This window comes from Amycolatopsis nigrescens CSC17Ta-90 (assembly GCF_000384315.1).
GTDB classification, from domain to species: domain Bacteria; phylum Actinomycetota; class Actinomycetes; order Mycobacteriales; family Pseudonocardiaceae; genus Amycolatopsis; species Amycolatopsis nigrescens.
In genome coordinates, this window is sequence record NZ_ARVW01000001.1 from 4272308 (window position 1) to 4297341 (window position 25034).

22 protein-coding genes and 1 pseudogene are annotated in these 25034 nt (G+C 69.1%); 18 read left to right on the top strand and 5 right to left on the bottom strand.

Annotated elements, in window-relative coordinates; genetic code table 11:
* Positions 1–79: 79 nt before the first annotated feature.
* Complete coding sequence (locus AMYNI_RS0120240; protein ID WP_040405837.1) at positions 80–2884, bottom strand: PQQ-dependent sugar dehydrogenase; 2805 nt, start codon at positions 2882–2884, stop codon at positions 80–82.
* 186 nt (positions 2885–3070) lie between these two features.
* Here AMYNI_RS0120240 and AMYNI_RS50860 point away from each other — a divergent pair.
* From AMYNI_RS50860 to AMYNI_RS0120270, 7 genes and pseudogenes are all read left to right on the top strand, one after another.
* Positions 3071–3163 (top strand): annotated as a pseudogene (locus AMYNI_RS50860) (DUF2238 domain-containing protein); the annotation flags it as partial.
* A 125-nt stretch (positions 3164–3288) separates the two neighbouring features.
* Positions 3289–3381, top strand: coding sequence for a hypothetical protein (locus AMYNI_RS50865; RefSeq protein ID WP_020669868.1), 93 nt, complete (start codon positions 3289–3291; stop codon positions 3379–3381).
* Between the two features lie 165 nt (positions 3382–3546).
* A complete protein-coding gene (locus AMYNI_RS0120250) occupies positions 3547–3978 on the top strand; it encodes a hypothetical protein (RefSeq protein WP_020669869.1) in 432 nt (143 codons plus the stop codon).
* 81 nt (positions 3979–4059) lie between these two features.
* Positions 4060–5751, top strand: a complete 1692-nt coding sequence (gene boxC, locus AMYNI_RS0120255) for a 2,3-epoxybenzoyl-CoA dihydrolase (protein ID WP_020669870.1) — start codon at positions 4060–4062, stop codon at positions 5749–5751.
* A 1-nt stretch (position 5752) separates the two neighbouring features.
* Entirely contained in the window at positions 5753–7174 is a 1422-nt protein-coding gene (boxB, locus tag AMYNI_RS0120260) for a benzoyl-CoA 2,3-epoxidase subunit BoxB (RefSeq protein WP_020669871.1), read from the top strand.
* Between the two features lie 11 nt (positions 7175–7185).
* The gene (locus AMYNI_RS0120265) at positions 7186–8751 is read left to right on the top strand and encodes a benzoate-CoA ligase family protein (RefSeq protein WP_020669872.1); all 1566 of its coding nucleotides are present in this window, start codon (positions 7186–7188) and stop codon (positions 8749–8751) included.
* The gene (locus AMYNI_RS0120270; RefSeq protein ID WP_020669873.1) at positions 8748–9605 is read left to right on the top strand and encodes an amidohydrolase family protein; all 858 of its coding nucleotides are present in this window, start codon (positions 8748–8750) and stop codon (positions 9603–9605) included. Before AMYNI_RS0120265 ends, AMYNI_RS0120270 begins: the two co-directional genes overlap by 4 nt.
* A gap of 28 nt (positions 9606–9633) precedes the next feature.
* Here AMYNI_RS0120270 and AMYNI_RS0120275 read toward each other — a convergent pair whose 3' ends face one another.
* Positions 9634–10476, bottom strand: coding sequence for a PaaX family transcriptional regulator (locus AMYNI_RS0120275; protein WP_020669874.1), 843 nt, complete (start codon positions 10474–10476; stop codon positions 9634–9636).
* Positions 10473–10934, bottom strand: coding sequence for a MarR family winged helix-turn-helix transcriptional regulator (locus tag AMYNI_RS0120280; RefSeq protein ID WP_020669875.1), 462 nt, complete (start codon positions 10932–10934; stop codon positions 10473–10475). The genes AMYNI_RS0120275 and AMYNI_RS0120280 overlap by 4 nt, the downstream gene beginning before the upstream one ends.
* 95 nt (positions 10935–11029) lie before the next feature.
* Here AMYNI_RS0120280 and AMYNI_RS0120285 point away from each other — a divergent pair, with 95 nt between their 5' ends.
* Entirely contained in the window at positions 11030–12010 is a 981-nt protein-coding gene (locus tag AMYNI_RS0120285; protein WP_020669876.1) for a ring-cleaving dioxygenase, read from the top strand.
* Entirely contained in the window at positions 12007–12624 is a 618-nt protein-coding gene (locus AMYNI_RS0120290; RefSeq protein WP_020669877.1) for an alpha/beta hydrolase, read from the top strand. Before AMYNI_RS0120285 ends, AMYNI_RS0120290 begins: the two co-directional genes overlap by 4 nt.
* A 78-nt stretch (positions 12625–12702) precedes the next feature.
* Here AMYNI_RS0120290 and AMYNI_RS0120295 read toward each other — a convergent pair whose 3' ends face one another.
* Complete coding sequence (locus tag AMYNI_RS0120295) at positions 12703–12942, bottom strand: hypothetical protein (RefSeq protein WP_020669878.1); 240 nt, start codon at positions 12940–12942, stop codon at positions 12703–12705.
* Between the two features lie 80 nt (positions 12943–13022).
* Between AMYNI_RS0120295 and AMYNI_RS0120300 the strand changes: the two genes are divergently transcribed.
* The 7 genes from AMYNI_RS0120300 (at position 13023) to thpD (ending at position 19264) form a co-directional block, all read left to right on the top strand.
* Positions 13023–13643, top strand: coding sequence for a TetR/AcrR family transcriptional regulator (locus AMYNI_RS0120300; protein WP_020669879.1), 621 nt, complete (start codon positions 13023–13025; stop codon positions 13641–13643).
* Position 13644: 1 nt separating this feature from the next.
* Positions 13645–14451, top strand: coding sequence for an Abi-alpha family protein (locus tag AMYNI_RS0120305; RefSeq protein WP_051116343.1), 807 nt, complete (start codon positions 13645–13647; stop codon positions 14449–14451).
* Between the two features lie 71 nt (positions 14452–14522).
* Entirely contained in the window at positions 14523–15758 is a 1236-nt protein-coding gene (locus AMYNI_RS0120310; protein WP_020669881.1) for a hypothetical protein, read from the top strand.
* A gap of 273 nt (positions 15759–16031) precedes the next feature.
* Positions 16032–16532 (top strand): diaminobutyrate acetyltransferase, encoded by a 501-nt coding sequence (gene ectA, locus AMYNI_RS0120315; protein ID WP_020669882.1) that lies wholly within the window; start codon positions 16032–16034, stop codon positions 16530–16532.
* A 76-nt stretch (positions 16533–16608) separates the two neighbouring features.
* Positions 16609–17862, top strand: coding sequence for a diaminobutyrate--2-oxoglutarate transaminase (gene ectB / locus AMYNI_RS0120320; RefSeq protein WP_020669883.1), 1254 nt, complete (start codon positions 16609–16611; stop codon positions 17860–17862).
* Positions 17863–17894: 32 nt separating this feature from the next.
* Positions 17895–18284, top strand: a complete 390-nt coding sequence (locus tag AMYNI_RS0120325; protein ID WP_020669884.1) for an ectoine synthase — start codon at positions 17895–17897, stop codon at positions 18282–18284.
* A gap of 86 nt (positions 18285–18370) precedes the next feature.
* On the top strand, positions 18371–19264 hold the full coding sequence (gene thpD / locus AMYNI_RS0120330; RefSeq protein WP_020669885.1) for an ectoine hydroxylase: 894 nt from the start codon (positions 18371–18373) through the stop codon (positions 19262–19264).
* A gap of 500 nt (positions 19265–19764) precedes the next feature.
* Here thpD and AMYNI_RS0120335 read toward each other — a convergent pair whose 3' ends face one another.
* Complete coding sequence (locus tag AMYNI_RS0120335) at positions 19765–20631, bottom strand: IclR family transcriptional regulator (protein ID WP_020669886.1); 867 nt, start codon at positions 20629–20631, stop codon at positions 19765–19767.
* A gap of 95 nt (positions 20632–20726) precedes the next feature.
* On the opposite strand from AMYNI_RS0120335, the gene AMYNI_RS0120340 reads away from it, so the two are divergent.
* Both AMYNI_RS0120340 and AMYNI_RS0120345 read left to right on the top strand, forming a co-directional pair.
* Positions 20727–21926, top strand: coding sequence for a cytochrome P450 (locus AMYNI_RS0120340; RefSeq protein WP_020669887.1), 1200 nt, complete (start codon positions 20727–20729; stop codon positions 21924–21926).
* A 203-nt stretch (positions 21927–22129) separates the two neighbouring features.
* Positions 22130–24991, top strand: a complete 2862-nt coding sequence (locus AMYNI_RS0120345; protein WP_020669888.1) for an AfsR/SARP family transcriptional regulator — start codon at positions 22130–22132, stop codon at positions 24989–24991.
* The last annotated feature ends 43 nt before the right edge of the window (positions 24992–25034 follow it).

A 25034-nucleotide genomic window follows, 5' to 3' on the forward strand; every position in this document is an offset into this window, starting at 1 on the left:
CCACACCCGCGCCCCGCGAGTCCCACGTTCGGGCACTGCGAGTTCCGCGTTCGGGCGCCGCGAGTCCCACATGCGGGGGTTAGTAGCGGCGGTCTTGGACTTGGCCGGTGGCGGCGTTCCAGGTGATGTAGCCGTACTGGAAGTCGGAGCGGCGGCCGCCGGGGATGCTGTACTCGCTGCTCTTCAAGTGGCCGAGATACGAGAACTCCCAGCCGAGTGCGGCCCAGCGTTCCCGGATCTGGCAACAGGTCGACTGCGCGCCGGTCTCCGGGCGCCAGTAGATCGAGCCGCGGTTGGTGTAGTGGTTGTACCTGGCCTTTCCGTCCGGTGTGGACTGTTCGCTGGTGGTGGGATAGCCGAGGCCGAACTCCCAGCCCATGGACGCCCACTTGTCGCGGATCTGGCAGCAGGTGGACTGGGCGCCGGTCCACGGGGTCCAGTAGATCGAGCCGTTGTTCGTGTAGTGGTTGTAGCGGCCGACGCCGTCCGGGGTGGTCAGCTCGCTGGTGGTGGGGTAGCCGAGACCCGTCTCCGAGCCGAGCGCTTGCCAGACCTCGCGGATCTGGCAGCAGGTGGACTGGGCACCTGTACTCGGGGTCCAGTAGATCGAGCCGCGGTTGGTGAAGTGGTTGAAGCGGCCGATGCCGTCCGCGGTGCTCAGTTCATCGGTGACCGGCACGCCGAAACCGTTGTGCGCGCCCATCGTCAGGTACTTCGCGAAGATGCCGCCGAAGATGAACTTCGCGCCGGTGGCCGGGGTCCAGTACATCCGGCCGCGTTCGTAGTTCCGGTAGTGCATGCCGACGTCGGTGACCTCCTGCGCGGTCGGCGCGCCGAGCAGCTGCCCGATGACGGGCCCGGCGGCGTACCGGGCGTCGATCGGGGTGGTGAAGATGGCGTTCAGCGTGGTGTCCGCGGCACCCATGGTCAGCTGCCGGGACGTGCTGAGCGACCCGTTCTCCCAGCTGCCGAACGGCGAGCTGCCGTCGGCCGAGAACGCGCTGGCCACCACGTCGAGCGTGGCGCCTTCGGTGACCATGCCGGAGGACGCCCCGCCTTCGGCCGGGATCTGCAGGGTCGCCGGCACGTTGCTGGTCAGCTTCAACAGGTGCTCGCGCGGTTTCGCCACGTACGTGGTGGCGGCCTTGACCCCTTCGCTGTCGGTCACCGTCGCGGTGAGCTCCACCCGCGAGTCGGCATGATCGGTGAACGGCATGGTGATGTCCGCGCCGGTGCCCGGCGGCCCTGGATGCGCGTGGCAGGTCGCCGCGTCCGGGCAGTGCACCACGCTGGTCGTCCAGTCCACGGTCAGCGCGCCGTCCTCCTGGTCCGCGCCGGTCGCGGAAAGCGAGATCTGCTGGTCCACCGCGAACGTGTTCGTGGCCGGTGCGGACAGTTGCAGCACCGGCGAATGGTTCGACGGGACCACCGCGAACTCCGTGCTGCCGGTGCCGCCCAGCGGGTCGGTGACGGTCAGCGTCGCGGTGAACCGGTCGGTGCCCGGTGCGTAGGTATGCGAAGCGGTCACTCCGGTCGCCGTGCCGCCGTCCCCGAAATTCCAGCTGTAGGTGAGATTTTCGCGGTCGAAGTCGAAGGATTCGGCGCCATCGAAGGACACCGTCCTGGTCGACGGGTCGGTGCTGCTGCTCGCCTTGGCCACCGGCGCGGCGTTGCCGGCGGCGTAGCTGAGCCGGCGCAGGTTGCCGGACAGGATGTCCGCGTAGACCAGGTCGCCGTTGCGCGCCGGGGCGAACTTGACCGGACCGCCGATACCGCCGCCGAACGGTGGGGTCTCCGGCTGCTCGGTCAGCGCGCCGAAGCCGTCGTAGCGCAGCGCCCAGATCCGTTGCCCCACGTAGTCGCCGAAGAAGTAAGCGCCCCGGTACTTCTCGGGGTAGCTGCTTCCGGTGTAGACGATGCCGCCGGTGACGCTGTTGCCCTGGTTGCTGCCGGACCCGTGCTGGTACATCCACAATGGACTGTTATTGGGCACGCCCGCGCACTGCGCCATCGCGGCGAACCCGGGGGTCGGCGTTTTCCCTTCCCAGCAAGGCCAGGAATAGCTCTGCCCCGGTTGCACGTAGTCGATCTCCTCCCAGCCGTTCCAGCCGACGTCCCCGACCAGCAGCTTGCCGCTGTCCGGGTCCTTGCTCATCCGGAACGGGCTGCGGAAACCGCTGGCGTAGACGCGGCTGCGCACCGAGTCGGGCGCGGCCGGGTCGTAGTACGGGTTGCCCGGCACTCCCGCGCCGGTGGCGCTGACGTGCAGAATCTTGCCGTACAACGAGTTCAGGTCCAGCGCCCGCAGCGCACGCGGGTCCGAGTAGCCGGTGTCCGCGCTGTCCCCGAGGGAGATCCACAGCGTGCCGTCGTCGTCCGCGATCAACCCGGAGATGCCGTGCAGCGGGATGTCCCCCGGCAGTTCGAGCACGATCTGCTCGCCGCTCAGCCCGGACGGTCCGAGGTCACCGGTCACCTGCCAGCGGGAGACCCGCTGGACGAAACCGGTCGGCGTGGCGATGGCCCTGGCCAGGTAGATCTGCTTGGAGGTGGCGTAGTCGGCCGCTGGTTCGATGCCGGTCAGCCCGACGTCTCCGGTGTTCAGCACCGGCAGCACGGCCAGCGTTTTCGGCACCGCCGACGGGCCGAGCCAGGACACCGTGCCGTTCTTGCCCACGGTGAGCACGGTGTCGTCCGGCAGGTACGCGAAGTCGGTCAGGTTGCCGGGTCCCTGCCCACTGGCCTGGTCGCGGAAGACGAACCCGGTCGGCAGGGCTGGCGCGGCGGCGGCCGGTCCGGCGGGCGTGGCCAGCACGAGTCCGGTGGCGGCCAGCATGACGCAGGCGAGGTAGCTCACCGTCCGCTTGAATCTTCGTCTGTACATTGTGGTCTCCTGCCTGAGCGTTACCTCCAGGTCGCTCGCATGGAGGAGTAAGTTGCAGCTTCACCGGGTTAGGTCCCGAATCGTGACTACGTTGTGTCGCGAACTACGGCGAATGGACTAGCCCATCCGTGAGAGATCAGCGGTCCACGGCAAGGCGCACTTAGGGTGCTCGCCGGGCTGCCACTGGTGCTACTTCTGCGGCACCGGTTCCCATTGACGCGGCTGCTGTGCTGGCTTCTGTTCCTGCACGCGCTGGTGCTCTGCTACGGCGGGCAGTACACCTACGCGGAAACCCCGGTCGGCAACTGGGTGCAGGACCTGCTGGGCACTCAGCGCAACTGGATCGGTTTCCTCTCCGTCTGCGTCTGGCCACGCAGGGCGATATTTGGGACACGCAGTGGGACATGTTCCTCTGCCTGTGCGGGGCGGTGCTGTCCCTCCTGCTGTGGCGCCGCGTGCACGACCGGCAGTTGCGCCTTGATTCGGCCTGGTCGTGACGGGTACCCGAAGGGCAGGTCGGGTTCGTGCCCGGGCGCTGACTTGACCTAGGTCCCGCGGGTTGTGCAACCAGCCCGTGGGGCCGCATTCCAGCCGCTTGTCCCGGTGCCGCCCGCTGCCCTATTCTTCCGCTAGAACGATCTATCTAGTGCTAGGGAGAGGTCATGGCGGAACGACAGAGCGAGTTGACCGCGCTGCGCGTGATCCTGCTGTTCACCCTGCTCACCACCACGTTGCACTACACGCACAACGTGGTCGAGATCGAGCGGTACCCCCAGTTCGAAGGTCTCAGCCTGACCCTGACCCAGGTCATGGTGGTGCTGGGCGGGTTGGTGTTCACCGCCGGTGGGCTGATCGGATATCGCCGCTACCGGCAGGGCAGGCACTGGCCGGCCAGGGCCTGGCTGCTGGTGTATTCGCTGGCCGGGCTCGCCAGCCTCGGTCATTTCCTGGTCGGCGTGCCCGACGTGAGCGCCTTCTGGCTCGGCACGATTTTCACCGATGTCTTGTCCTCGCTCGCACTCTGGGCTTTTGTGGTGTGGTCGGCGAGTCAGGACCGGTTGCGACCGGCGGGTCTAGGTTCTACACAAAGTTGACGAACGGAAGTAGTAAGTAGACAATTGGTCGCGGCTCGCTCGCCCACTTAGACACACCCACCACAGCGAGGAGGCGCGCCGATGCCGGTCGCGACAACGGACCCCCAGGTGAAACCCCCGGCCAAGGTCTCTTTCGACCGGGATCCAGGGAGCTACCTGCACTGGCGGTTGCGCGTCGACGGCCCGGTCGCCTGGGTGGACCTCGATGTGGCCGAGGACGGCGGCCTCCGCCCCGGCTACGAGCTCAAGCTCAACTCCTACGACCTCGGCGTGGACATCGAGCTCTACGACCTCACCCAGCGGCTGCGCTTCGAGCATCCCGAGGTGCGCGCGGTGGTACTGGGCAGCGCCAAGGACAAGGTCTTCTGCGCCGGCGCGAACATCCGGATGCTGGCCGGCGCCACGCACGAGTGGAAGGTGAACTTCTGCAAGTTCACCAACGAGACCCGCAACGGGATGGAGGACGCCACCGAGCACTCCGGCCAGACCTGGCTGGCCGCGGTGAACGGCAGCTGCGCCGGCGGCGGCTACGAGCTGGCGCTGGCCTGTTCCCGGATCCTGCTGGTGGACGACAACTCGTCCACGGTCGCGCTGCCCGAGGTGCCGCTGCTCGGCGTGCTGCCCGGCACCGGCGGGCTGACCAGGGTGGTGGACAAGCGCGGGGTGCGCAAGGACCGCGCCGACGTGTTCGCCACCCGCCAGGACGGGGTCAAGGGGGATACCGCGGTGGACTGGAAACTGGTGGACGAGCTCGTCCCGCGCCGCGAGTTCGCCGACGTGGTGCGGAACCGGGCGCTGGCCGCGGCCGAGTCGAGCCCGCGCCCGCGCGGTGGCACCGGTATCCGGCTGGCCCCGCTGGAGCGCGAGGAGACCGCGGACCGGATCGCCTACCCGCACGTCACCGCCGAGCTGGAACGCGAGCGCGGCCTGGTCGCCATCACCGTGTGCGGGCCGCGGGACGAACCGCCCGGCGACCTGCACGCGCAGGGTGACCGGAGCTGGCTGCTGGCGCTAACCCGCGAGCTGGACGATCTGGTGCTGCGGCTGCGGACCAACGAGCCCGAACTGGGCACCTGGGTGATCCGCACCGAGGGCGACCCGGCCGACGTGCTCGCGCACGAGCGGGCGGTGCTGGCCGCCGCGCCGGAGGACTGGCTGTGCAACGAGATCTTGCACTACTACAAGCGGACCCTGAAGCGACTCGACGTGACCAGCCGCAGCCTGATCGCGTTGATCGAGCCGGGCAGCTGTTTCGCCGGGGTGCTGCTGGAGCTCGCGCTTGCCTGCGACCGTCAGTACATTTTGGACGGACCGCCGATCGACGACGAGGCCGGCGAGGACAGGGCGGCCATCTTCCTCACCGAGGCCAACTTCGGCGGTTTCCCGATGGGGAACGGGATCTCCCGGCTGGAGTCCCGGTTCTACGGCGAGCACGAGCACCTGGACTGGCTGCGCCGGGAACGCGACCGCCCGCTGTCCGCCGCCGAGGCGCAGGAGCTCGGCCTGGTCACCGATGCGCCGGACGACCTCGACTGGGAGGACGAGATCCGGATCGTGCTCGAAGGCAGGGCGGCGCTGAGCCCGGACGCGCTCACCGGGATGGAGGCCAACCACCGGTTCGTTGGGCCGGAGACGATGGAGACCAAGATCTTCGGCAGGCTGGCCGCCTGGCAGAACTGGATCTTCACCCGGCCCAACGCGGCCGGCCCGGAGGGTGCGCTGCGCCGCTATGGCACCGGGCAGAAAGCCGTTTTCGACGGGAAGCGAGTCTGACATGCCGGAGAAGATCGACTACGACGCCAAGATCCCGAACAACGTCAACCTGTCCGACGACCGCCGCCTGCAACGGGCGCTGGAGGGCTGGCAGCCCAAGTTCATGAACTGGTGGGGCGAGATGGGCCCGACCCTGGAGACACAGGGCGTTTACCTGCGCACCGCGGTCAGCGTCGGCCGGGAGGGTTGGGCGCATTTCGATCATGTCAACGTGCCTGACTACCGCTGGGGCGTCTTCCTCGCCGAACGCGACCCGGATCGCCGGATCGCCTTCGGTGAGCATCGCGGTGAGCCGGTCTGGCAGCAGGTGCCTGGGGAGTACCGCTCGGAGCTGCAGCGGCTGATCGTGGTCCAGGGCGACACCGAGCCCGCGTCGGTGGAGCAGCAGAAGCTGCTTGGCCTGACCGCGCCGAGCCTGTACGACCTGCGGAACCTGTTCCAGGTGAACGTGGAGGAAGGTAGGCACCTCTGGGCGATGGTCTATCTGCTGCACGCCTACTTCGGCCGCGAAGGGCGGGACGAGGCAGAAGGGCTGCTGCTGCGCAACTCCGGCAGCCCGGACGCCCCGCGCATCCTCGGCGCGTTCAACGAGGAGACCGCGGATTGGCTTGCGTTCTACATGTTCACCTACTTCACCGACCGGGATGGCAAATATCAGCTCGGCACGTTGAAGGAGAGCTCGTTCGACCCGCTGTCCCGTACCTGCGAGTTCATGCTCAAGGAAGAGGCGCACCACATGTTCGTCGGCACCACCGGGGTTGACCGGGTGGTGCAGCGCAGCGCCGAGCTGATCCGGGAGCACGACACCGGCGACATCGCCCCGCACGGCGGGATCCCGCTGGAGATCATCCAGAAGTACATCAACTTCCACTACACCGTTTCGCTGGACCTGTTCGGTAGCGAGACCTCCACGAACGCGGCGAACTACTACACCGCCGGGCTCAAGGGGCGCTGGCAGGAGCAGCGCCGCAAGGACGACCACCGGCTCACCGACGACAGCGCGCGCCTCGATCGCCCGCGCGAGGACGGCACCTGGGAGTCCGAGGAGCTGCAGGCCATCCTGCTGCTGAACCTGGACCTGCGCGGCGAGTACATCGCGGACTGCCGGACCGGGGTGAAGCGCTGGAACAAGATCCTCGAGGACAACGGCATCTCGTTCCGGTTCGCGCTGCCGCATCCCGGGTTCAACCGCGAGGTCGGGGTCAGCGCCGGGCACCACGTGACCCCGGACGGCACGATCGTCGACGAGGTGTCCTGGGAGGCGAACCGGGGAAAGTGGCTGCCGACGAGCGAGGACCTCGCCTTCGTCCGCTCGCTCATGCACCCGGTGTACCAGCGCGGCAAGATCGCCGGCTGGGTGGCGCCACCGCGTCAGGGTATAAACGGCAAGCCGTTCGACTACGAGTACGTCCACCTGGTTTAGAGGGGGCCCCGATGGGCACGTTCAATGCCGCGGAGTATCTGGTCGACCGGCAGGTGCGGGACGGCCGCGCGGCGAGCACCGCGGTGCTCGCCGGGGAACGTGCGCTGAGCTACCGCGAGCTCGCCGAGGAGGTGCGGCGCGTGGCGGCCGGGCTCATCCGGCTCGGCATGCGGCCAGAGGAGCGGGTGATGCTGTGCATGGTGGACGGCGTCGAGCTGCTCACCGGCATTCTCGGCGCGATGTACGCCGGTGTGGTGCCGGTCCCGGTCTCCACCATGGTCACCGGCCCGGAGCTGGGGAAGGTGCTCGCCGACTCGCGCGCCAGGGTGCTGTGCGTGTCCACCGAGTTCACCGCGCCGGCCAAGGCGGCGATCGAGCTGGCGCCGGAGGTCACCGACGTGGTGCTGGACCGCGCCGACGGCCTGGAGCTACCTGGCCACGTGCGCACCACCCGCTGGTCCGAACTGGTCGCTGAAGACACAATGGACAGTCCATATCGGACTTGGGAGGACTCGCCGGCGATCTGGCTCTACACCTCCGGCACGACCGGCCTGCCCAAGGGCGCGATGCACCGGCACGCCAGCATCCGGGCGGTCGCCGACTGCTACGGCGAAGGCGTGCTGAAGATGCGGTCGGAGGACCGGTGCCTTTCCGTGGCCAAGCTCTTTTTCGCCTACGGGCTGGGAAACTCGGCGCTCTTCCCGCTGGCCGCCGGTGCCACCACCGTACTGGAACCGGCGAGGCCGGACCCGGCTTCGATTGCCGAGCTGATCCGGCGACGGCGGCCGAGCCTGTTCTTCGGGGTGCCCACCTTCTACGCGGCCCTGCTGGCCAGTGACATCGCGGACGACACCTTCGGCTCGGTGCGGCAGGCGGTTTCGGCCGGCGAGCCGTTGCCGCCGGTGCTGTTCGAGCGGTTCGCCGACCGGTTCGGGGTGGAGATCCTCGACGGCATCGGCTCCACCGAGGCGCTGCACATCTTCCTGTCCAACCGCAGCGGCCAGGTGCGGCCGGGCAGCACCGGCGTCCCGGTTCCCGGTTACGACGTTCAGCTGCGCGACGAAACGGGCATGCTGATCGAGGCCGACGGCCGTCCTGGCGAGCTCTACGTGCGCGGGCCGTCCACCGCCACCGGCTACTGGACCCGTTACGAGACCACGAAAAGGGTCTTCCAGGGCGAGTGGCTGCGCACCGGGGACAGCTACCTGCGCAACGCCGACGGCACCTACAGCTGCCTCGGCCGGTTCAACGACCTGCTCAAGGCGGGCGGGATCTGGGTGTCGCCGGCGGAGGTGGAGGAGCGGCTGCTCCAGCACCCGGACGTCGCCGAGGTCGCGGTGGTGGCCGCGCCGGACGCGGACGGCATCGACAAACCGGTGGCCTGCGTGGTCGGCGTGCCGGGGCGGATCGTGGACACCCTGGAGCTGACCGAGTTCTGCCGGGCCGGGCTGGCCTCCTTCAAGCGGCCGCGCGCGGTGGTGCAGCTCGCCGAGCTGCCCAAGACGGCCAGCGGCAAGATCCGCCGTAACGTGGTGCGCGAACTGGTCCGCGACACCCTGAGGACGGGCGGCGAGTGATAGCCGGCGAGCTGCTGATCGACGCGCATGTGCACGCGCCGAGGCTGCGCACCCTGAAACCGGCTTGGCTGGAATGGGCCGAGCGGTTCTCCGGTCCGGCCGACTGGCAGTCGGCCTACGACGCGGACGGCGACCCGGTGCCGGCGAAGCTGTCCGGGCTGATGGCCGCCGAAGGGGTGGACCGGGCGCTGCTGTTCTGCGAGTACAGCCCGCGCGCCACCGGCATCCAGCCGATCGAGGACAACCTGCCGATGGTGCGGCACGACCCGGAGCGGTTCCGGCTGGTGGCCAACATCAACCCGGCTCTGCACCACCCGGTGGCCGCGGAGCTGGAACGTCAGCTGGCGCTGGGCGCGGTGGCGCTGAAGATCCATCCGGTGCACGGCGCGTTCTCACCGGCGGACAAGGAGCTCTACGCGGCCTACCGGCTCTGCGCCGAACGCGGGCTGCCGGTGATCCTGCATTCGGGGACCAGCAGCTTTCCCGGCTCCCGCACCAGTTTCGGTGACCCGCAGCTGCTCTCCGACGTGATCGAGGACTTTCCCGAAGTGCAGTTCGTGCTCGCGCACGGCGGCCGCGGCTGGTGGTACGACGTGGCCGCGTTCATGGCGCTGGCGCGGGAGAACGTCTGGCTGGACCTGGCCGGGCTGCCGCCGTCGAAACTGCCCGGCTACTACGCCCGGTTCGATTTCGCCAAGCTGGCGCGAAAGTTCGTCTTCGGCACGGACTGGCCCGGCCTGCCCGGCCACCGCCGCAACGTGCGGGCACTGGCCGAGCTCGGCCTCCCCGACGACGTGCTCCGCGACGTCCTCAGCGGCAACGCACTACGCCTTTTCCCCGGCCTGATGTCGTGAGTGAAAAATGTTGCCCCAGCAACCTTTTTCACTCACGAGCGCTGACCAGCTCTTTCCAGCGCTGCTGAGCGGCGTCGTGCCATTCGATGTGCTTCTGGTGGAACAGCCTCGCCGCCTTGTCGCCGCTCCACGGCTGTGGCAGCAGTTCGGCGGGCAGCCGCGGGTCGAGGAACGGGAACCGGCGCCACGCGTGCACCAGCCGGGTCTGCGCGAGGAAGGCCGCGTCCCCGGAGCCGGGGTCCAGCTCGGCGAAGGCGTCGGTGAACTCGTCGTACTTCGCGCCGAGTTCGTCCAGGTTCCACGCCTTGGCCACCATGTCCTCCTGCGCGCCGATCCGGCCGTAGCACGCCTGGAACGAGATGGCGCTGTCCAGCCCGAGCTCGGCCAGGATCTGCTGCGCCTCCGATTCGTGCGTGGTGTCCGGGGTGATCCACACGCCGGCCTCCGGGGAGCCGAAACCCGCCCAGCTCAGCCGCGTGCGCAGCCGGTGTCGCAGGTCCCGCTTCACCTCCGGCACCGAGGCCAGCACGATCAGCCACTGCCCGTTCCACTTCAGCTCGCCGCGGCCGAACCGGTAGATGCGGTCGGCGCCTTCGGTGAGCATCTTGCGGCCAGGTTCGGTCAGCGACCAGCGCACCCGGCGGCCGACCCGCTCGGACACCAGCCAACCTTCGCCCGCGGTCCTGGCCAGTGACTGGCGGGCCGACTTCTCCTCGATGTCGAACAGCGCCAGCGCGTCCACCAACGTCGCGGTCCACACCGGGCTGGCGGACGGCCGCACGAACTCCCCGAGCACGGTCATCAGCAGTGAGCGCGCGCTGGTCTGGCCGAGTTCGCGGCGGCGGCTCAGCCGCGGATGCTGCCCGGTCATGACGCCCCTCCGTTCACCCGGCGCAGGGTCCGCATCGCCTCCGCGAGTGCCACCGACTTCTCCGGCCCGAGCGGGCTGAGCACGGTGCGCCGGAGGATCTCGGCGCAGGCCTTGCGCGCCTGCCCGGCGATCTCCAGCCCGTGGCCGGTCAGCGTCACGAACGTGACCCGCCGGTCGTCCGGACTGGGTACCCGGGTGATCAGGCCGGCTGCGACGAGCCGGTCCGCTACCTTGGTGAACCCCCCGCTGGACAGCGCGGCCTCCCTCGCCAGTTTCGTCATCGGCATTCGGTGCTCGGTCGAGCGAACGAGCCTGATCAGGATGTCGAACGAGGCGGGCGCGAGTCCGAAGCGTTCTTCGATCTCACCCATAAGAGTGTCCTGGGTGGCGAGGTAACCCTCGATCACCAGGCCCCACCAGGTCACGATCTCATCGTCGTCAGTGTGCGGATCGTTCACCCGGCGATTGTACCGGCGATGTCTGCACGGAATATATCTTGCGCGCGAGAGGTTATCCGGTAGGCTTGAGCCGTACCAGCCAACGAGGAGACACGATGTCGGCATTCGACACCAGCATCCGGACCAGCGGTCTGCACCACGTCACCGCGATCGGTGGTGACCCGCAGCGCAACGCCGATTTCTACCTGCGCACCCTCGGCCTGAGGCTGGTCAAGACCACGGTCAACTTCGACGACCCCGGCACCTACCACCTCTACTACGGCGACGCGTCCGGCCGGCCCGGCACGTTGATGACCTTCTTCCCGTGGAAGGACGCGCCGCGCGGTCGGCACGGCAACGGCCAGGCCACCAAGACTTCCTTCTCGGTGCCCGAGGCCTCGATCGGCTGGTGGCAGCGGCAGCTCGCCGCCGCCGGGGTGCCCGCCGAGCCGGTGGTGGACGCGGACGGGGAGAGCACGCTGAACTTCCGCGACCCGGACGGCCTGCGCCTGGCGCTGGTCGCGCACCCGCAGGGCGACCCGCGCGAACCGTGGGACAACGGGCAGGTGCCCGCCGAGCACGCGATCCGCGGCCTGCACTCGGTCACCCTGTCAGTGTCCAAAGAGGACGCCACCGCGGCCATGTTCACCGACGGTCTCGGCCTCCGCTTCGGCGAGCAGGACGGCAACCGGCTGCGGTTCGCCGCGGGCGAAGGCGGTCCCGGCGCGCTGGTCGACGTGCTGGTCACCCCGGAGGCGCAGGACGGGCTGGTTGCCGCCGGCACCGTGCACCACGTGGCCTGGCGCGCCCCGGACGAGCCGACCCAGGCCGCCTGGCGCGAGGAGCTGGTGGACAGCGGGGTGCAGGTTACGTCCATTTTGGACAGGCAGTACTTCCGCTCGATCTACTTCCGCGAACCGGGCGGCACGCTGCTCGAGGTGGCCACCGACGAGCCGGGGTTCGCGATCGACGAGCCGCTGCTCGAACTCGGCCGGGCGCTGAAGCTGCCGCCGTGGCTGGAGCCGAACCGTCAGCAGATCCAGCAGATGCTGCCGAAACTCGAACTCCCGGCGGACGACAATCCGGAGCGGGTATGACCTCGCTGGAGTTGGAGCATCGGTTCATCGAAGGCGATCCGGCCGCACCGGTGCTGTTGCTGCTGCACGGCACCGGCGGGAGCCCGGAGGACCTGATCCGGCTCGCCCCCAGGCTGAGCCCGGCGTCCGCGATGCTGGCCCCGGCCGGCCCGGTCTCGGAGAACGGCGCGGCCCGTTGGTTCCGCAGGCTTCGCGAGGGCGTCTTCGACCACGAAGACGTGGTGGCCAGGGCGGACCAGTTGGCCGAGTTCGTCCGGTCCGCCACCGAGCACTACGGCGTTGCGGACCGGCGGCTGGTCGCGGTCGGTTTCTCCAACGGTGCCAACATCGCGGCCGCGCTCACCCTGCTCCGGCCGGACGTGCTGCGCGAGGCGGCGTTGTTCGCCGCGATGCTGCCGGTGCCCGACCCGCCGGCGCACGATCTGAGCGGCAGCAGGGTTTTCCTGTCCAACGGCGAGCAGGACCCGATGGCCCCGCTGGAATCCACCGGCGTGCTGATCGACAAACTGCGCTCGCGGTCGGCGGAGGTCACCACTCACCGGCATCCCGGCGGTCACCAGCTCACCCTCGCCGGGGTGGAAGCGGCCCAGTCCTGGCTCGGCGCCGCCCCCTGAGCGGACTTGGCAGGCCCGTACCCCCTGCGGGCCTGCCAAGTCCTTCCCCCATCCGAGTGGCTAGTGAGCGTGCGCTGATCAGCGCGATACCGCGGGCTTGCGCAGCTGCTGCGCGAAGATGAAGGCCAGGCCGACCAGCGCGCAGACCAGCCCGGCCCACCACGCCGTCGGCACCACGAACTTGTCCACCAGCGCGAGCAGTGCGACGTCCTGCCCGCCGGCAAGGCGGATCACGGTCGAGATGAGGCCGTGGATCACCAGCAGCGCGCCGATGATCTCCAGGCCGCCCGGCTGCTTCTTCTTCCCGTCGTCCGTCATGAGTCCTCCCCGTGCCTGTTTTATGATTCGATCGTATCAAATAACGGCGATGGAAGGATACGGGCACCGGGAGGAGGGGTATGCCGAAGAGGGTCGACCACGACGAGCGACGCCGCCAGATCGCCGAAGCGGTCTGGCGGATCGCGAGCACGCGCGGGCTCGAAGACGTGACGCTGCGCCAGGTGGCGACCGAGGCCGGGGTGTCCACCCGGCTCGTGCAGTACTACTTCGGCACCCGGCAGGAACTGCTGCTCGGCGCGCTCAAGCTGCTCAACGAGCGGCAGCAGCACCGGATCGAAGCGCGGATCCCGGCGTCGCCCGAGCCGCGGGCGGTGCTGCGCGAGGTGCTGGTGGGCATGCTGCCGGTGGACGAAGAAGCCACCGTGGCCAGCCTGGTGCACATCGCCTACTTCGTCCGCGCGATGGGCGATGCCGAGCTGAAGGCCGCCTTCCAGAACCCGGCGGGGCCGTCGCTGGAGGAGATCTTCACCGGCATCCTGCTGGCCGCCGCCGGCGAGGGGCTGACCGCGCCGGGGCTGGACCTGGCCAGGGAGGCGGACAGCCTGCTCGCGCTGGTCGGCGGCTTCGGCCCGGACGTGCTGCTCGGGCTGCGCACGATCGAGGAGGTGATCGAGGTGGTGGACTACCACCTGACGCGGATTTTCACCGCCTCACCAGGCACAACGTCTACCCGCGGGTAGCATGCGGTCCGAACGCGAGGGGAGTCAGACTTTGAGCCCGCAAGATCGACTGCTCGACTCCGGGGCCGAGGACAGCGCCGGAAACGACGGCCTCGCCCGCCGCGCCGGCCGGCTGGTGGGCTGGGCGGCCAGGACCGGCTATTCGCTGTCCAAGCGCATCCCCGGCGCGGAGGCGGCCGAGCGCGGCCTGCGCCAGGTGGAGAAGCAGGTGCTCGGCGAGCTCCGGCGGCGACTGGACGAAGTGGACGATCCCTACCTCGCCGCGCTGACCTCGCAGTCCCACGACAACGACTCCGGCACCTCCACCGCGGGCTCGGCGCTGGTGGTCGGCGAGGTCGAACCGCTGCGGGCGGCGATGGCGGAACTGCTCAACCGGTCCGTGGAGTTCACCAGGGAGCGGGCGAGGGAGTACCTCTACGCGCTCATCCTGCGCCAGCTCACCCCGGACGAGGCGCGCATCCTGGCCGCGCTCGCGGACGGCTCGCCGTATCCGGTGATCGACGTCGCCGAGCGCAGCGGTCTCGGCGTCGGCCAGGTCGTGCTGCGCAACGCCTCCACCGTGGGCAAGGCGGCCGGCGTGACGCTGGTCGAGCACACCCCCGGCTACCTGACCAGGCTGATCGGGTTCGGCCTTGCCGACCTCGGTGACGAGCTGCCCGGACTGGAAACGCAGTACGAGATCCTGCTGACCGATGAGACCGTGCGCGCCGCGGAGAGCACGGTCAAGCGGGCCAAGTTCCTCCGCGGTTCGGTCCGGCTCTCCCGGCTCGGCGCCCAGTTCTGGCTGGCCTGCGACCCGACCGGGTGACCTCTTCTGTCTCCTGTGAAGTCCACCCGCCTGTGTGATCATGGTCACGCAGTCGAGTGGCGGAGGTGGTCATGGGGGCGATTCTCGAAGACCTCGCCCGGCACTGGCCGCTCTACCTCTCCATCCCGGTGGTCGCCGCGCTGATCGGCTACGGCACCAAGCTGGTTGCCATCCGGATGATGTTCCGGCCGCTGGAGTTCATCGGGGTCAAACCGTTCCTCGGCTGGCAGGGCATCGTGCCCAAGCGGGCCGCGCGGATGGCGGGCATCGCCTGCGACACGATGACCCAGCAGCTGATCAGCCCGGCCGACGTGGTGTCCAGGCTGGACGCCGGCCGGGTGGCGAGCGAGATCGAGAAGCCGCTGATGGCCGCGGTCGAGGAGATCGTCCGCGAGGTGGCCGGGCAGTACCAGGCCGGGCTGTGGGAGTCGCTGCCGGCCAGGGCGCAGCGGATGGTGATCCACCGGGTGCAGGCCGAGGCACCGAAGATGGTTGCCGCGGTGCTGGAACTGATCCAGCGAAATGTAGACAGCGTGTTCGACCTCAAGGACATGGTGGTCACCAACCTGGTCCGGGACAAGGCGCTGCTGAACCGGATCTTCCAGGAGGCCGGCCGCAAGGAGTTCCAGTTCATCGCCAGGTCCGGGATCGTGTTCGGCGGGCTGATCGGGATCGTCCAGATGATCGCCTGGGTGTTGTTCAAGCTCCCGTTGATCATGCCGCTGTTCGGCCTGTTCACCGGCTGGTTCACCGACTGGCTGGCGCTGAAGATGATCTTCCACCCGAAGCAGCCGGTGCGGTACTTCGGGCTGTTCGAATGGCAGGGCCTGTTCCTCAAGCGCCGGGCCGAGGTGTCCGAGGCCTACGGCGAGCTGATCGCCAAGGAGATCATCACCCCGCACAACGTGATCGAGGCGGTGCTGCGCGGGCCGCTCTCGGACCGGGTGCTCGCGCTCATCCAGCGGCAGGTGGACGAGGAGCTGGCCAAGCACACCAGCCTGGCGAAACCGCTGGTGGTGCTGGCCGTCGGCGGCAAGCGCTACCAGGAGATGAAGCAGACCATCGCCGGGCTGATCATGGCCAGGCTGCCGGAGACGCTGAGCTACGTGGAGGACTACGCCGAGGACGCGATGGACATCAGGAACATGCTGGTGACCAAGATGAAGGAGCTGCCGCCGGAGGAGTTCGAGGGACTGCTGCGGCCGGCCTTCCAGCAGGACGAGTGGATCCTGATCACCACCGGTGCGCTGCTCGGCTTCGCGGTGGGTGAGCTCCAAGTACTCCTTTTGGAGCAGTTCGCCGGTTGAGCGCGGTGCGCGTGCGGTGACTTACCGTGGCCGGGGTCTCGGGCCGTTCGCCCGGCTGCCCCCTCGCATTTGGTGAATGGTGCCACTACCGTGACCGAATAGCCGGTGGTGAACCCGGCGGGACAAAGCTGTACATCTTAGCCCAGGTCAGGGCGTTGGCGATACGTTGATGTCTGCATTGTCACACGTATTTTTTCATCGTCGCAGGTAGCCCACCTGGCGTCCGGACGGCTGGGCTGAAGGGGCGAAAAACCTCTGTTAGGTTGTTTGAATATGTCCGGAAAGCACCTGATCGAATCCCCGGCCAAGGCAGATGGTGCCGAGCTCTGGCGAATCGCGCGTGATTCGAAGAAGCTGGATCTCAACTCGCCCTATGCATATCTGTTGTGGTGCCACGATTTCGCCGACACCTCGGTGGTGGCGAAAGTCGATGGCCAAGCGGTGGGATTCGTGATCGGCTACCGGCGACCGAGTGCGCCTGATACGGCGGTAGTGTGGCAGGTGGCGGTCGACTCGTCGCAGCGGGGCAAGGGGCTGGCCGGCGCGCTACTGGACGCCCTGTTCACCCGGCTGGTGCGGCGGGACGTCCGGTACCTGGAGACGACCATCACCCCGGACAACAAGGCGTCCATCGGGCTGTTCAGCTCGTTCGCCGAGCGCTGGGGGGCGGCACTGGAGCGTTTCGATTTGTTCGCCCCCGGGGACTTTCCGGACGACGGCGAGCAACATGAACCCGAAGACCTCTACCGGATCGGCCCGCTAAACCTGAAATAGCAACAAAAAATCGGCGATGAGCGTTAATTAATCGTCAAGGGGCGGCCCGAGTGAGCAAGAGCAGGAGATAGACAGAGTGAGCATCTTTGAAGCACTCGAATCGCAGGTGCGGAGCTACAGCCGAGGGTGGCCGGTGGTGTTCGACCGTGCGGTGGGCAGCCAGCTGTTCGCCGAGGACGGCACCCCGTATCTGGACTTCTTCGCCGGCGCGGGGGCGCTCAACTACGGGCACAACAACCCGGCCCTCAAGCAGGCGCTGATCGACTACCTCCAGCGCGACGGGGTGACCCACGCGCTGGACATGTTCACCGTGGCCAAGCGGGACTTCCTGGAGACGGTGAACGAGCGGGTCCTCAAGCCCCGCGAGCTGGACTACAAGGTGGTCTTCCCCGGTCCCGGCGGCGCGAACGCGGTCGAGGCGGCGCTGAAGCTGGCCCGCAAGGTGACCGGGCGCGAGTCGGTCATCAACTTCACCAACGCCTTCCACGGGATGACCCTCGGCGCGCTGTCGGTCACCGGTAACTCGATGAAGCGCGGCGGTGCCGGCATCCCGCTGGTGCACGCCACTCCGATGCCGTACGACCAGTACTTCGACGGCGCGTACCCGGACTTCCTGTACTTCGAGCGGCTGCTGCAGGACTCCGGCAGCGGGCTGAACGAGCCCGCCGCGGTGATCGTGGAGACTGTGCAGGGCGAGGGCGGCATCAACGCCGCCGGGATCGAATGGCTCAAGGGCCTCGCCGAGCTGTGCAAGCGCCACGACATCCTGCTGATCGTGGACGACGTGCAGATGGGCTGCGGCCGGACCGGTCCGTTCTTCAGCTTCGAAGAAGCCGGGATCACCCCGGACATCGTCTGCCTGTCCAAGTCCATCTCCGGCTACGGCCTGCCGATGGCGCTCACCCTGATCCGGCCGGACCTCGACGTGTGGGAGCCCGGCGAGCACAACGGCACCTTCCGCGGGATCAGCCCTGCCTTCGTCACCGCCACCGCGGCGCTGCGCACCTACTGGAGCGACGACGAGCTGGAGAAGTCGACCAAGGCCAAGGGCGAGCGGATCGGCGCCGCCTTCGACGAGATCGTCACCGCCTACCCGGAGGCGAACCTGCTGGCCAAGGGCCGCGGGCTGGCCAGGGGCCTGGAGTTCGCCAGCGGCGACCTTGCCGGCAAGGTCTGCGCCGCGGCGTTCGAGCGCGGCCTGCTGATGGAGACCTCCGGTCCCGACGGCGAGGTGATGAAGCTGCTGCCGCCGCTGACGCTGACCGACGACGAGCTCGGCAAGGGGCTGGACATCATCGCCGAGTCCGTGCAGACCGTACTGAGCAAGTAACCACCTCGCGAAGAAACTCGAAGGAGAGTGTTTTGATCGTCCGCACCATCGACGAGATCACCGATACCGACGCCGACATCAAGACCCCGAACTGGCGCAGCAAGCGGATCGTCCTGGCCAAGGAGAAGGTCGGCTTCTCGGTGCACGAGACCACGCTCTACGCGGGGACCGTGAACGACTTCTGGTACGCGAACCACGTCGAGGCGGTCTTCGTCTTCGAGGGTGAGGGCGAGATCGAGGACAAGGCGACCGGCGAGGTGCACCAGCTCAAGCCGGGTTCGCTCTACCTGCTGAACAACCACGACAAGCACCAGGTGCGGCCGAAGACCGACATGCGCACGGTGTGCGTGTTCAACCCGCCCGTGACCGGCCGGGAAGTGCACGACGAGAACGGCGTATACCCGCTGGTCACCGAAGACTGACGCCTTTCCCACCACGAACGGCGCCACCACCCGAATGAAGGGGCAAGTAAACAGCGAAGCCTGAGGAGGCGAGCAACTTGACGCTCATGGACACCCGGATCGAGGACAGTTATCCGACCCGGATCACCGGTGAGCCCAAGCCCATCGAACGCCTGGACCCGACGGTCTGGGGCGGCGAGTCCGACGGCCCGATCGACGCGGCCAGTCTCGCTTCCCACGACGCCAAGGGTTTCTCCATCATCGAAGGTCTGCTGTCCCCCGCGGAGGTGCAGGCGTATTGGCAGGACCTGGTGCACCTGACCCGCGACGAGGACTTCAAGAGCGACCAGCGGGTGATCACCGAGAAGTCCTCCGGTGAGGTCCGGTCCATCTTCGAGATGCACAAGATCAGCCCGCTGATCGGCGAGCTGGTGCGCGATCCGCGCATCCTCGACCGGGCACGTCAGATCCTCGGTTCGGACGTCTACATCCACCAGAGCCGGGTGAACTACATGCCCGGGTTTCGCGGCACCGGGTTCTACTGGCACTCGGACTTCGAGACCTGGCACGCCGAGGACGGGATGCCAAAGCCCCGCGCGGTCAGCTGCTCGATCGCGCTCACCGACAACTACCCGTTCAACGGCGGGTTGATGGTGATGCCGGGCTCCCAGCGCACCTTCCTGCCCTGCGTCGGCGAGACCCCGGACGACAACTACAAGAGCTCGCTCAAGGAGCAGAAGATCGGCCTGCCGGACGAGCACGAGATCACCAAGCTGGCCGCGGAGTGCGGGATCGAGCAGTTCACCGGTCCGGCCGGCTCGGCGCTGTGGTTCGACTCGAACATCATGCACGGCTCGGGCAACAACATCACGCCGTATCCGCGGTCGAACATCTTCCTGGTGTTCAGCAGCGTGGAGAACACCCTCGGCGAACCGTATGCGGCGACCACCCGCCGGCCCGAGTTCATCGGAGCCAGGGACTTCACCCCGGTGGTCCGCTAACGATCCCGCGGGTTGCCGCCGGGTGACGGGTGCCACCGGCGGCAACCGGCGGGTCGGTGGTAGCCGACCAATCGCGCCCTGTTACCTTGTCGCGACTGCTTCGGTCGGCTGTGGCTGGAGTGGCAGATGTTGTCATCGCGGTACGGGTTCCTCCTTGCTCGGGGTGAGTCCCATGCCATGGCTGACAGCGATGTTCGGTGCGGGCCCGTGCTCACACCGGCGTCATCACCGAGTGCGGCCCCGCACCATCAGATCGGGACTGATGGTGCGGGGCCGCACTCGTGTTTTTTATGGCGCGAGGGCCTTCGGCCCGCGGCGCCACTTCAAAAGAAGCCGCCTGCTCCTTCGTCGCGGTGGGCACGGGACCTTGGAGCACGGGGTGGTTGGGGGGCTCCTTCGTCGCGGTGGTCGGTGGTTGTTGAGCGTGGGCCGGCGCCCGACGCGGCAAATAGTCGGCTTTTTGCCCTTTGGGAGTGGGCAAAAAGCCGGCTATTTGCCGGTCAGAGGTGGCGGAGGTTGGCGGCGGCGGTGGTGAGGGCCTGGGTGAGGGTGTCGCGACGGGGTTTGTCGACGGACTGGGCCAGTGGGCCGAGCTGGAGTTCGTAGCGGGCGGTGCCGGTGGCGTCGAAGACCGGGGTGACCAGGTAGCTGATCGGCAGCGGCTCGTCCGCGGCCAGCTCGTCGGCGGTGTAGGCGCGTCCGGTCACCTGCGCCAGCTGGGTCAGCACGCGGGTGCGCAGCCGGTGCCTCGCCGGATGCTCGTCCAGCAGCTCCACCACGTCGCCGAGCACCTCGAGCAGGCCGGCCGCACCGGGCTCCAGCCGCCACACCGCGGTGCCGCCCGCCCGGACCAGCGCCAGCAGCTCCCGCAGCGGCGGCCGGTCCCGCGCCGGTGCGCCGGCCAGCCAGGCGCGCTGCTCCGCGTCTTCGCGCCAGGCCATCACCGCGGCGCCGGCCGGCGGCCGCAGCGGCAGCCGGGTACCGACCTCGATCCCGGCTGGCAACCGTCCCGGCCCGCTCTCACAGGCGAGATAGGTCAGATGCCGTCGTTCGGCCAGTGTCAGCGCGACTCCGCAGCCCACTTCGGCGGCCAGTGCCGCCAGCCTGCCGGTGACCTCGCCGGTGACCGCCCCGTTCCGCACCCGGACCGCCTCGGCCACGCCGAGCAGCCCGGGGCCGAGCACGTAGTCCCGGCCGGGCAGGCGGCGCACCCAGCCCGCCGCCTCCAGCTCCGCCAGCACCGCGGTCGTGGTGGAGCGGTTGAGGTTCAACCGGGCGGCGACCTCGGCCACCGAGCAACCAGCCGGATGCCCGGCCAGCAGCTCGACGATGCCCACGACCCGCTCGGTCGGCGGTGAACCGGTCACAATTCTCCTTGTGCCGAAGCGTTTGTCGACCTATCGTCAGTGCACAATAGCTATTCATCATGATCGCGGCGAATATTCGTCACCGGGGAGTCGGCATGGTGCTCGATGTGCTCGATGTGGAGGACATCGACTTCGCGGGCTTCACCGCATCGGACATTCCGGATCTGCACGGCACGCTCGCCGAGCTGCGTGCGCGTAAGCCGTACGCGGTGGTGCCCTTCGCCGGCACGCGGGCGATTCTGCTGCTGACGCACGACCTGGTCACCGCCGCGTTCAAGGACGAGGCGACCTTCCCCGCGTCCGCGATCTACCCGCTGACCACCGGCCCGGTACTCGGCCACACCATCCAGTGCATGGCGGGCCGGGAACACCGGGTCAACCGCGCGCTGGTCACCCCGGCCTTCCGGCGCAAGCTCGTCGCGAGCTACGCCGGCACCCTGCTGGAACCGCTCGCGCACGACCTGGTGGACCGCTTCCACCGGCGCGACGAGGTGGACCTGGTCGCCGAGTTCACCGAGCGGTACCCGGTCCTGGTGATCACCAGGATGCTCGGGCTGCCCGCCGGGGACGAGGAAGTGCTGCACCGGTGGGCCCGCGATCTGTTCCACTACCCGATGCGGCCGGCGGACGCCAAGCGCGCGTCCGCCGAGTTCACCGCGTACCTGACGCCGGTCATCGAAGCCAGGCGCCGGGAGCCGGGCGACGACCTGATCTCCACCTTGGCCGGCACCGAGGTCGAAGGCGAGCGGCTCTCCGACGAACAGATTCTTTCCTTCCTCCGACTGCTTTTCCCTGCCGGCGCGGACACCAGCACGCTCGCCCTTGGCAACGTGCTCGCCGCGTTGCTGACCCACCCGGACGAGCTGCTGCGGGTGCGCGAGGACCCGGACACCGAGCTGTCCTGGGCGGTGGAGGAGTCGCTGCGCTGGGAGCCGCCGGTGGCCCTGTTGCCGAGGGTCTGCCCGGCGGCGGCCGACTGGCACGGCATCGCCATCCCGGCCGGCACGCCGATGATCTTCGGGATCACCGCGGCCAACCGGGACCCCGGCGTTTACCCGGATCCGGACCGGTTCGACATCGGCCGGCGTGCGATGGCGACGCTGGCCTTCGGCGACGGCCCGCACACCTGCCTCGGCACCTGGCTGGCGCTGGCCGAGGTGCGCGCCGGGCTGAAGGTGCTGCTGCACCGGCTGCCGGAGATCCGCCTGGTGGCGGGGGCGGACGCGCGGATCGGCGGCAGGCTTGGCGCCGCGCTGCGCGGCCCGGCGGCGCTGCGGGTCCGGCTGCGCCGCTGAGCGGCGGGCCGCGCGCCGGAGGAGTTCTGCGGAGAAACTGCCGCCGGTTGAACTGCGTTCGCGGTAGGTTGACGGCCGTAGGCTCGGCCACGATGTGGGCGGGGGATCAGGTCTAAGGGGAGACCGCGTTGGTCCTGGCTGCGAAAACATCCGGCTGAGCCCGCCTTTGAGGGAGTACTGCTAGCTCGATCGGGGAGGCGAGCGTGCAAGAGGGGGATGAAGGCACCGCAAAAAAGGGGACCGGCGACGTTTCCCGGGAGGCTGAGCCTGCCGAGGTCCGTTTCCAGCTGCTCGGTCCGGTGCAGCTGCTGGCGGGGACCCGCCCGGTACCGATCGGCGGCCCGAGCGTGCGCGGGCTGCTCGCGATGCTGGTGCTGAACGCGAACAAGGTCGTCGCGCTGGACGACATCATCGACGCGCTGTGGGGCGACGACCCGCCCGCGACGGCACGGACGATCGTGCACGGCAACGTTTCGCACCTGCGCCGGGTGCTGCGCTCGATCCAGCCGCACGGCGCGGACGAGGTGCGGATCCGCACCGCCGCGCCGGGCTACCAGCTGACCGTGGACCAGGACCGGATCGACGCGGCCAAGGTGCGCGCCCTGCTCGAACGGGCCGAGCGCAAGCCGCTCGCCGCCAGGGCCGAGCTGCTCGCCGAGGCCTTCGCGCTGTGGCGCGGCCCGGTGCTCGGCGGGGTGCCCGGCTCGCTGCACGCACCCGAGCTGGAGGAGCTGCGGCTGGCCGTGCACGGCGCCAGGGTGGACGCCGAACTGGCGCTGGGCCGGCACGCGGAGCTGATCTCCGAGCTGGCCGCGATGGTGCGGGAGAACCCGCTGGCGGAGCGGACGGTCGGCCAGCTGATGCGCGCGCTGTACTACTCGGGACGCCGCGCCGAGGCGCTCAGCGTGTACCGGCGGGTTTCCCGGAACGTGGTCGAGACCATGGGCATCGACCCCGGTCCCGAGCTGGCCGAGCTGCACGAACGGGTGCTCAACGACGACCTGCCGCCCGCCGACGGGCAGCGGTCCGAGCCGCCGGCCGCGCTCAGCGTGGCAGCGGTGGCGCCGGCCCAGCTGCCGCCGACCGTGCCCAGCCTGTCCGGCAGGCTGACCGAGCTCGGCTGGCTGGACGACCTGCTGCTGCGCGCCACCCGCGGGCTCGGCGGGATCGGGGTGATCACCGGTATCGCCGGGGTCGGCAAGAGCACGCTGCTGGTGTCCTGGGCACACCGGGTGGCCGGCCGGTTCGAGGACGGGGTGCTGTTCGCCGCGCTGCGCGGGGCTGACCCCAACCATCCGCCGGCCGAGCCGTCCGACGTGCTCACCCAGTTCCTGCTCGGGCTCGGCGTGCCGCTCGGCGAGCTGCCGGACCAGCTGGACGAACGGCTCGCGCTCTACCGTTCGCTGCTGGCCGAGCGCAAGGTGCTGGTGCTGCTGGACGACGCGCGCTCGGCCGAGCAGGTCCGGCCGCTGCTACCCACCGGCAAGCGCTCGATGGCGGTGATCACCAGCCGGTCCAGGCTGGACGGGCTGGTGGTGTCCAACGCGGCCAGGGTGTGCGCGCTGGACACGCTCTCGCCCGCCGAGGCGGTGCGGCTGATCGACGACGAGGACGCCGAGCAGAGTCGGGTGGAGCTGCACCGGCTCGCGCGGCTGTGCGGCTATCTGCCGCTGGCCCTGCGCATCGCCGGCGCCCGGCTGGCCGCGAGTCCACAGTGGACGATCGAGGACCTGAACGCGGAGCTGGCGGACGAGCGGACCAGGCTGGCCGCGTTGGACGTGGACGGGGCGGACACCAGCGTGCGTGCCGCGCTGGACGTGTCGTGGCGCGGCCTGCCGGAGGACGTGGCGGACACCGCCCGCCGGCTCGGCGTGCTCACCGGCGACACGGTGGGCCCGCCGCTGGTGGCCGCCGCCTGCGGGATCCCGCTCGCCGACGCGCGGCGCCGGCTGCGGGTGCTGGCCGGGCACAACCTGCTCGCGGAACGGGCCAGGGACGTGTTCGCCCAGCACGACCTGGTTCGGCTGTACCTGCGTGAGCTGGCCGAACGCGAGCTCACCGCGGTCGAGCGCGAGCAGGTGCTCGCCAGGTCGGTGCGCTACTACCAGGTGAGCGCGGACCTGGCGAGGCGGCGGCTGCTGCGGATCGTCGACCCGCTGGACTTCACCCGCGCCTCCGGGGTCGCCGGGCTCGCCGGGCCGGAGGGCACCGAGCAGGCACTGGACTGGTTCGTCACCGAATGGCCGAACCTGATGGCTACCCTGGAGGCGGCCCGTGCCGCCGGACGGCACGAAGACGTCTGGCGGCTGGCCAGGGTGATGCACACCTACCGGGTGGTGCGGCCGTTGTGGGACGACTGGACGCGGCTGGTGGAGATCGGCATGACCGCGGCGGTCGCGGCCGGCAGCGAGCTCGGCCGGTGCTGGATGCTGATCTCGCGCTGCGCGGTCGCGCTCACCTTCGAACGGGTGGAGGGCAGCCTCGCCGACGCGGAAGCCGCGCTGCGGCTCGCCGAACGGCTCGGTCAGGACCGGCTGATGATCTCCGCGACCATCCACTTCGGTTGCGCGCTGAGCCTGAGTGGGCGCTACGCCGAGGCGATCGAACGACTCCGGCAGGCGATCGCGGAGACGGAACGTACCGGCGATCTCGCGCTGTGTGGCCAGGCGCTGAACAATTGTGCGGAAGCTGAGAAAAGGGCCGGCCGGTTCGCCGAGGCGATCGAGCACTCGCTCAGTTCACTGCACATCGACCGCAAGCTCGGCGACGACAGTTATGTGGTCGTGTCGCTGAACAACCTCGCCGAACTGCACCTTCGGATCGGCGAGCTGGAGGCGGCCGAGCGGTTCTCGCGGGAGTCCATCGAGCTCACTGTCAGCCGCGAGTTCACCTTGCAGGAAGCGGTTTCCAGGCTCACCCTCGGCCGGACCCTGCGCGCCCAAGGACGCCACGCCGAGGCCCGCGAGCAACTCGAAAGGTCGCTCGAACTGCATCGCCGGATCAACCCGGGGCAGGTGCCGGAGCTGCATACCGAACTGGCCGGGTTGAGCGCGGAAGGCGGTTAGCGAATTCTTAGTGGGCGCTGCGCCATTCCGCGTAATGTCCGAC

Coding starts and splice junctions, on each gene's coding strand:
- AMYNI_RS0120240 (WP_040405837.1), bottom strand. CDS start 2,884: ATGTACAGACGAAGATTCAAGCGGACGGTGAGCTACCTCGCCTGCGTC.
- AMYNI_RS50865 (WP_020669868.1), top strand. CDS start 3,289: ATGTTCCTCTGCCTGTGCGGGGCGGTGCTGTCCCTCCTGCTGTGGCGC.
- AMYNI_RS0120250 (WP_020669869.1), top strand. CDS start 3,547: ATGGCGGAACGACAGAGCGAGTTGACCGCGCTGCGCGTGATCCTGCTG.
- boxC (WP_020669870.1), top strand. CDS start 4,060: ATGCCGGTCGCGACAACGGACCCCCAGGTGAAACCCCCGGCCAAGGTC.
- boxB (WP_020669871.1), top strand. CDS start 5,753: ATGCCGGAGAAGATCGACTACGACGCCAAGATCCCGAACAACGTCAAC.
- AMYNI_RS0120265 (WP_020669872.1), top strand. CDS start 7,186: ATGGGCACGTTCAATGCCGCGGAGTATCTGGTCGACCGGCAGGTGCGG.
- AMYNI_RS0120275 (WP_020669874.1), bottom strand. CDS start 10,476: ATGACCGGGCAGCATCCGCGGCTGAGCCGCCGCCGCGAACTCGGCCAG.
- AMYNI_RS0120285 (WP_020669876.1), top strand. CDS start 11,030: ATGTCGGCATTCGACACCAGCATCCGGACCAGCGGTCTGCACCACGTC.
- AMYNI_RS0120290 (WP_020669877.1), top strand. CDS start 12,007: ATGACCTCGCTGGAGTTGGAGCATCGGTTCATCGAAGGCGATCCGGCC.
- AMYNI_RS0120295 (WP_020669878.1), bottom strand. CDS start 12,942: ATGACGGACGACGGGAAGAAGAAGCAGCCGGGCGGCCTGGAGATCATC.
- AMYNI_RS0120300 (WP_020669879.1), top strand. CDS start 13,023: ATGCCGAAGAGGGTCGACCACGACGAGCGACGCCGCCAGATCGCCGAA.
- AMYNI_RS0120305 (WP_051116343.1), top strand. CDS start 13,645: ATGCGGTCCGAACGCGAGGGGAGTCAGACTTTGAGCCCGCAAGATCGA.
- AMYNI_RS0120310 (WP_020669881.1), top strand. CDS start 14,523: ATGGGGGCGATTCTCGAAGACCTCGCCCGGCACTGGCCGCTCTACCTC.
- ectA (WP_020669882.1), top strand. CDS start 16,032: ATGTCCGGAAAGCACCTGATCGAATCCCCGGCCAAGGCAGATGGTGCC.
- thpD (WP_020669885.1), top strand. CDS start 18,371: ATGGACACCCGGATCGAGGACAGTTATCCGACCCGGATCACCGGTGAG.
- AMYNI_RS0120340 (WP_020669887.1), top strand. CDS start 20,727: ATGGTGCTCGATGTGCTCGATGTGGAGGACATCGACTTCGCGGGCTTC.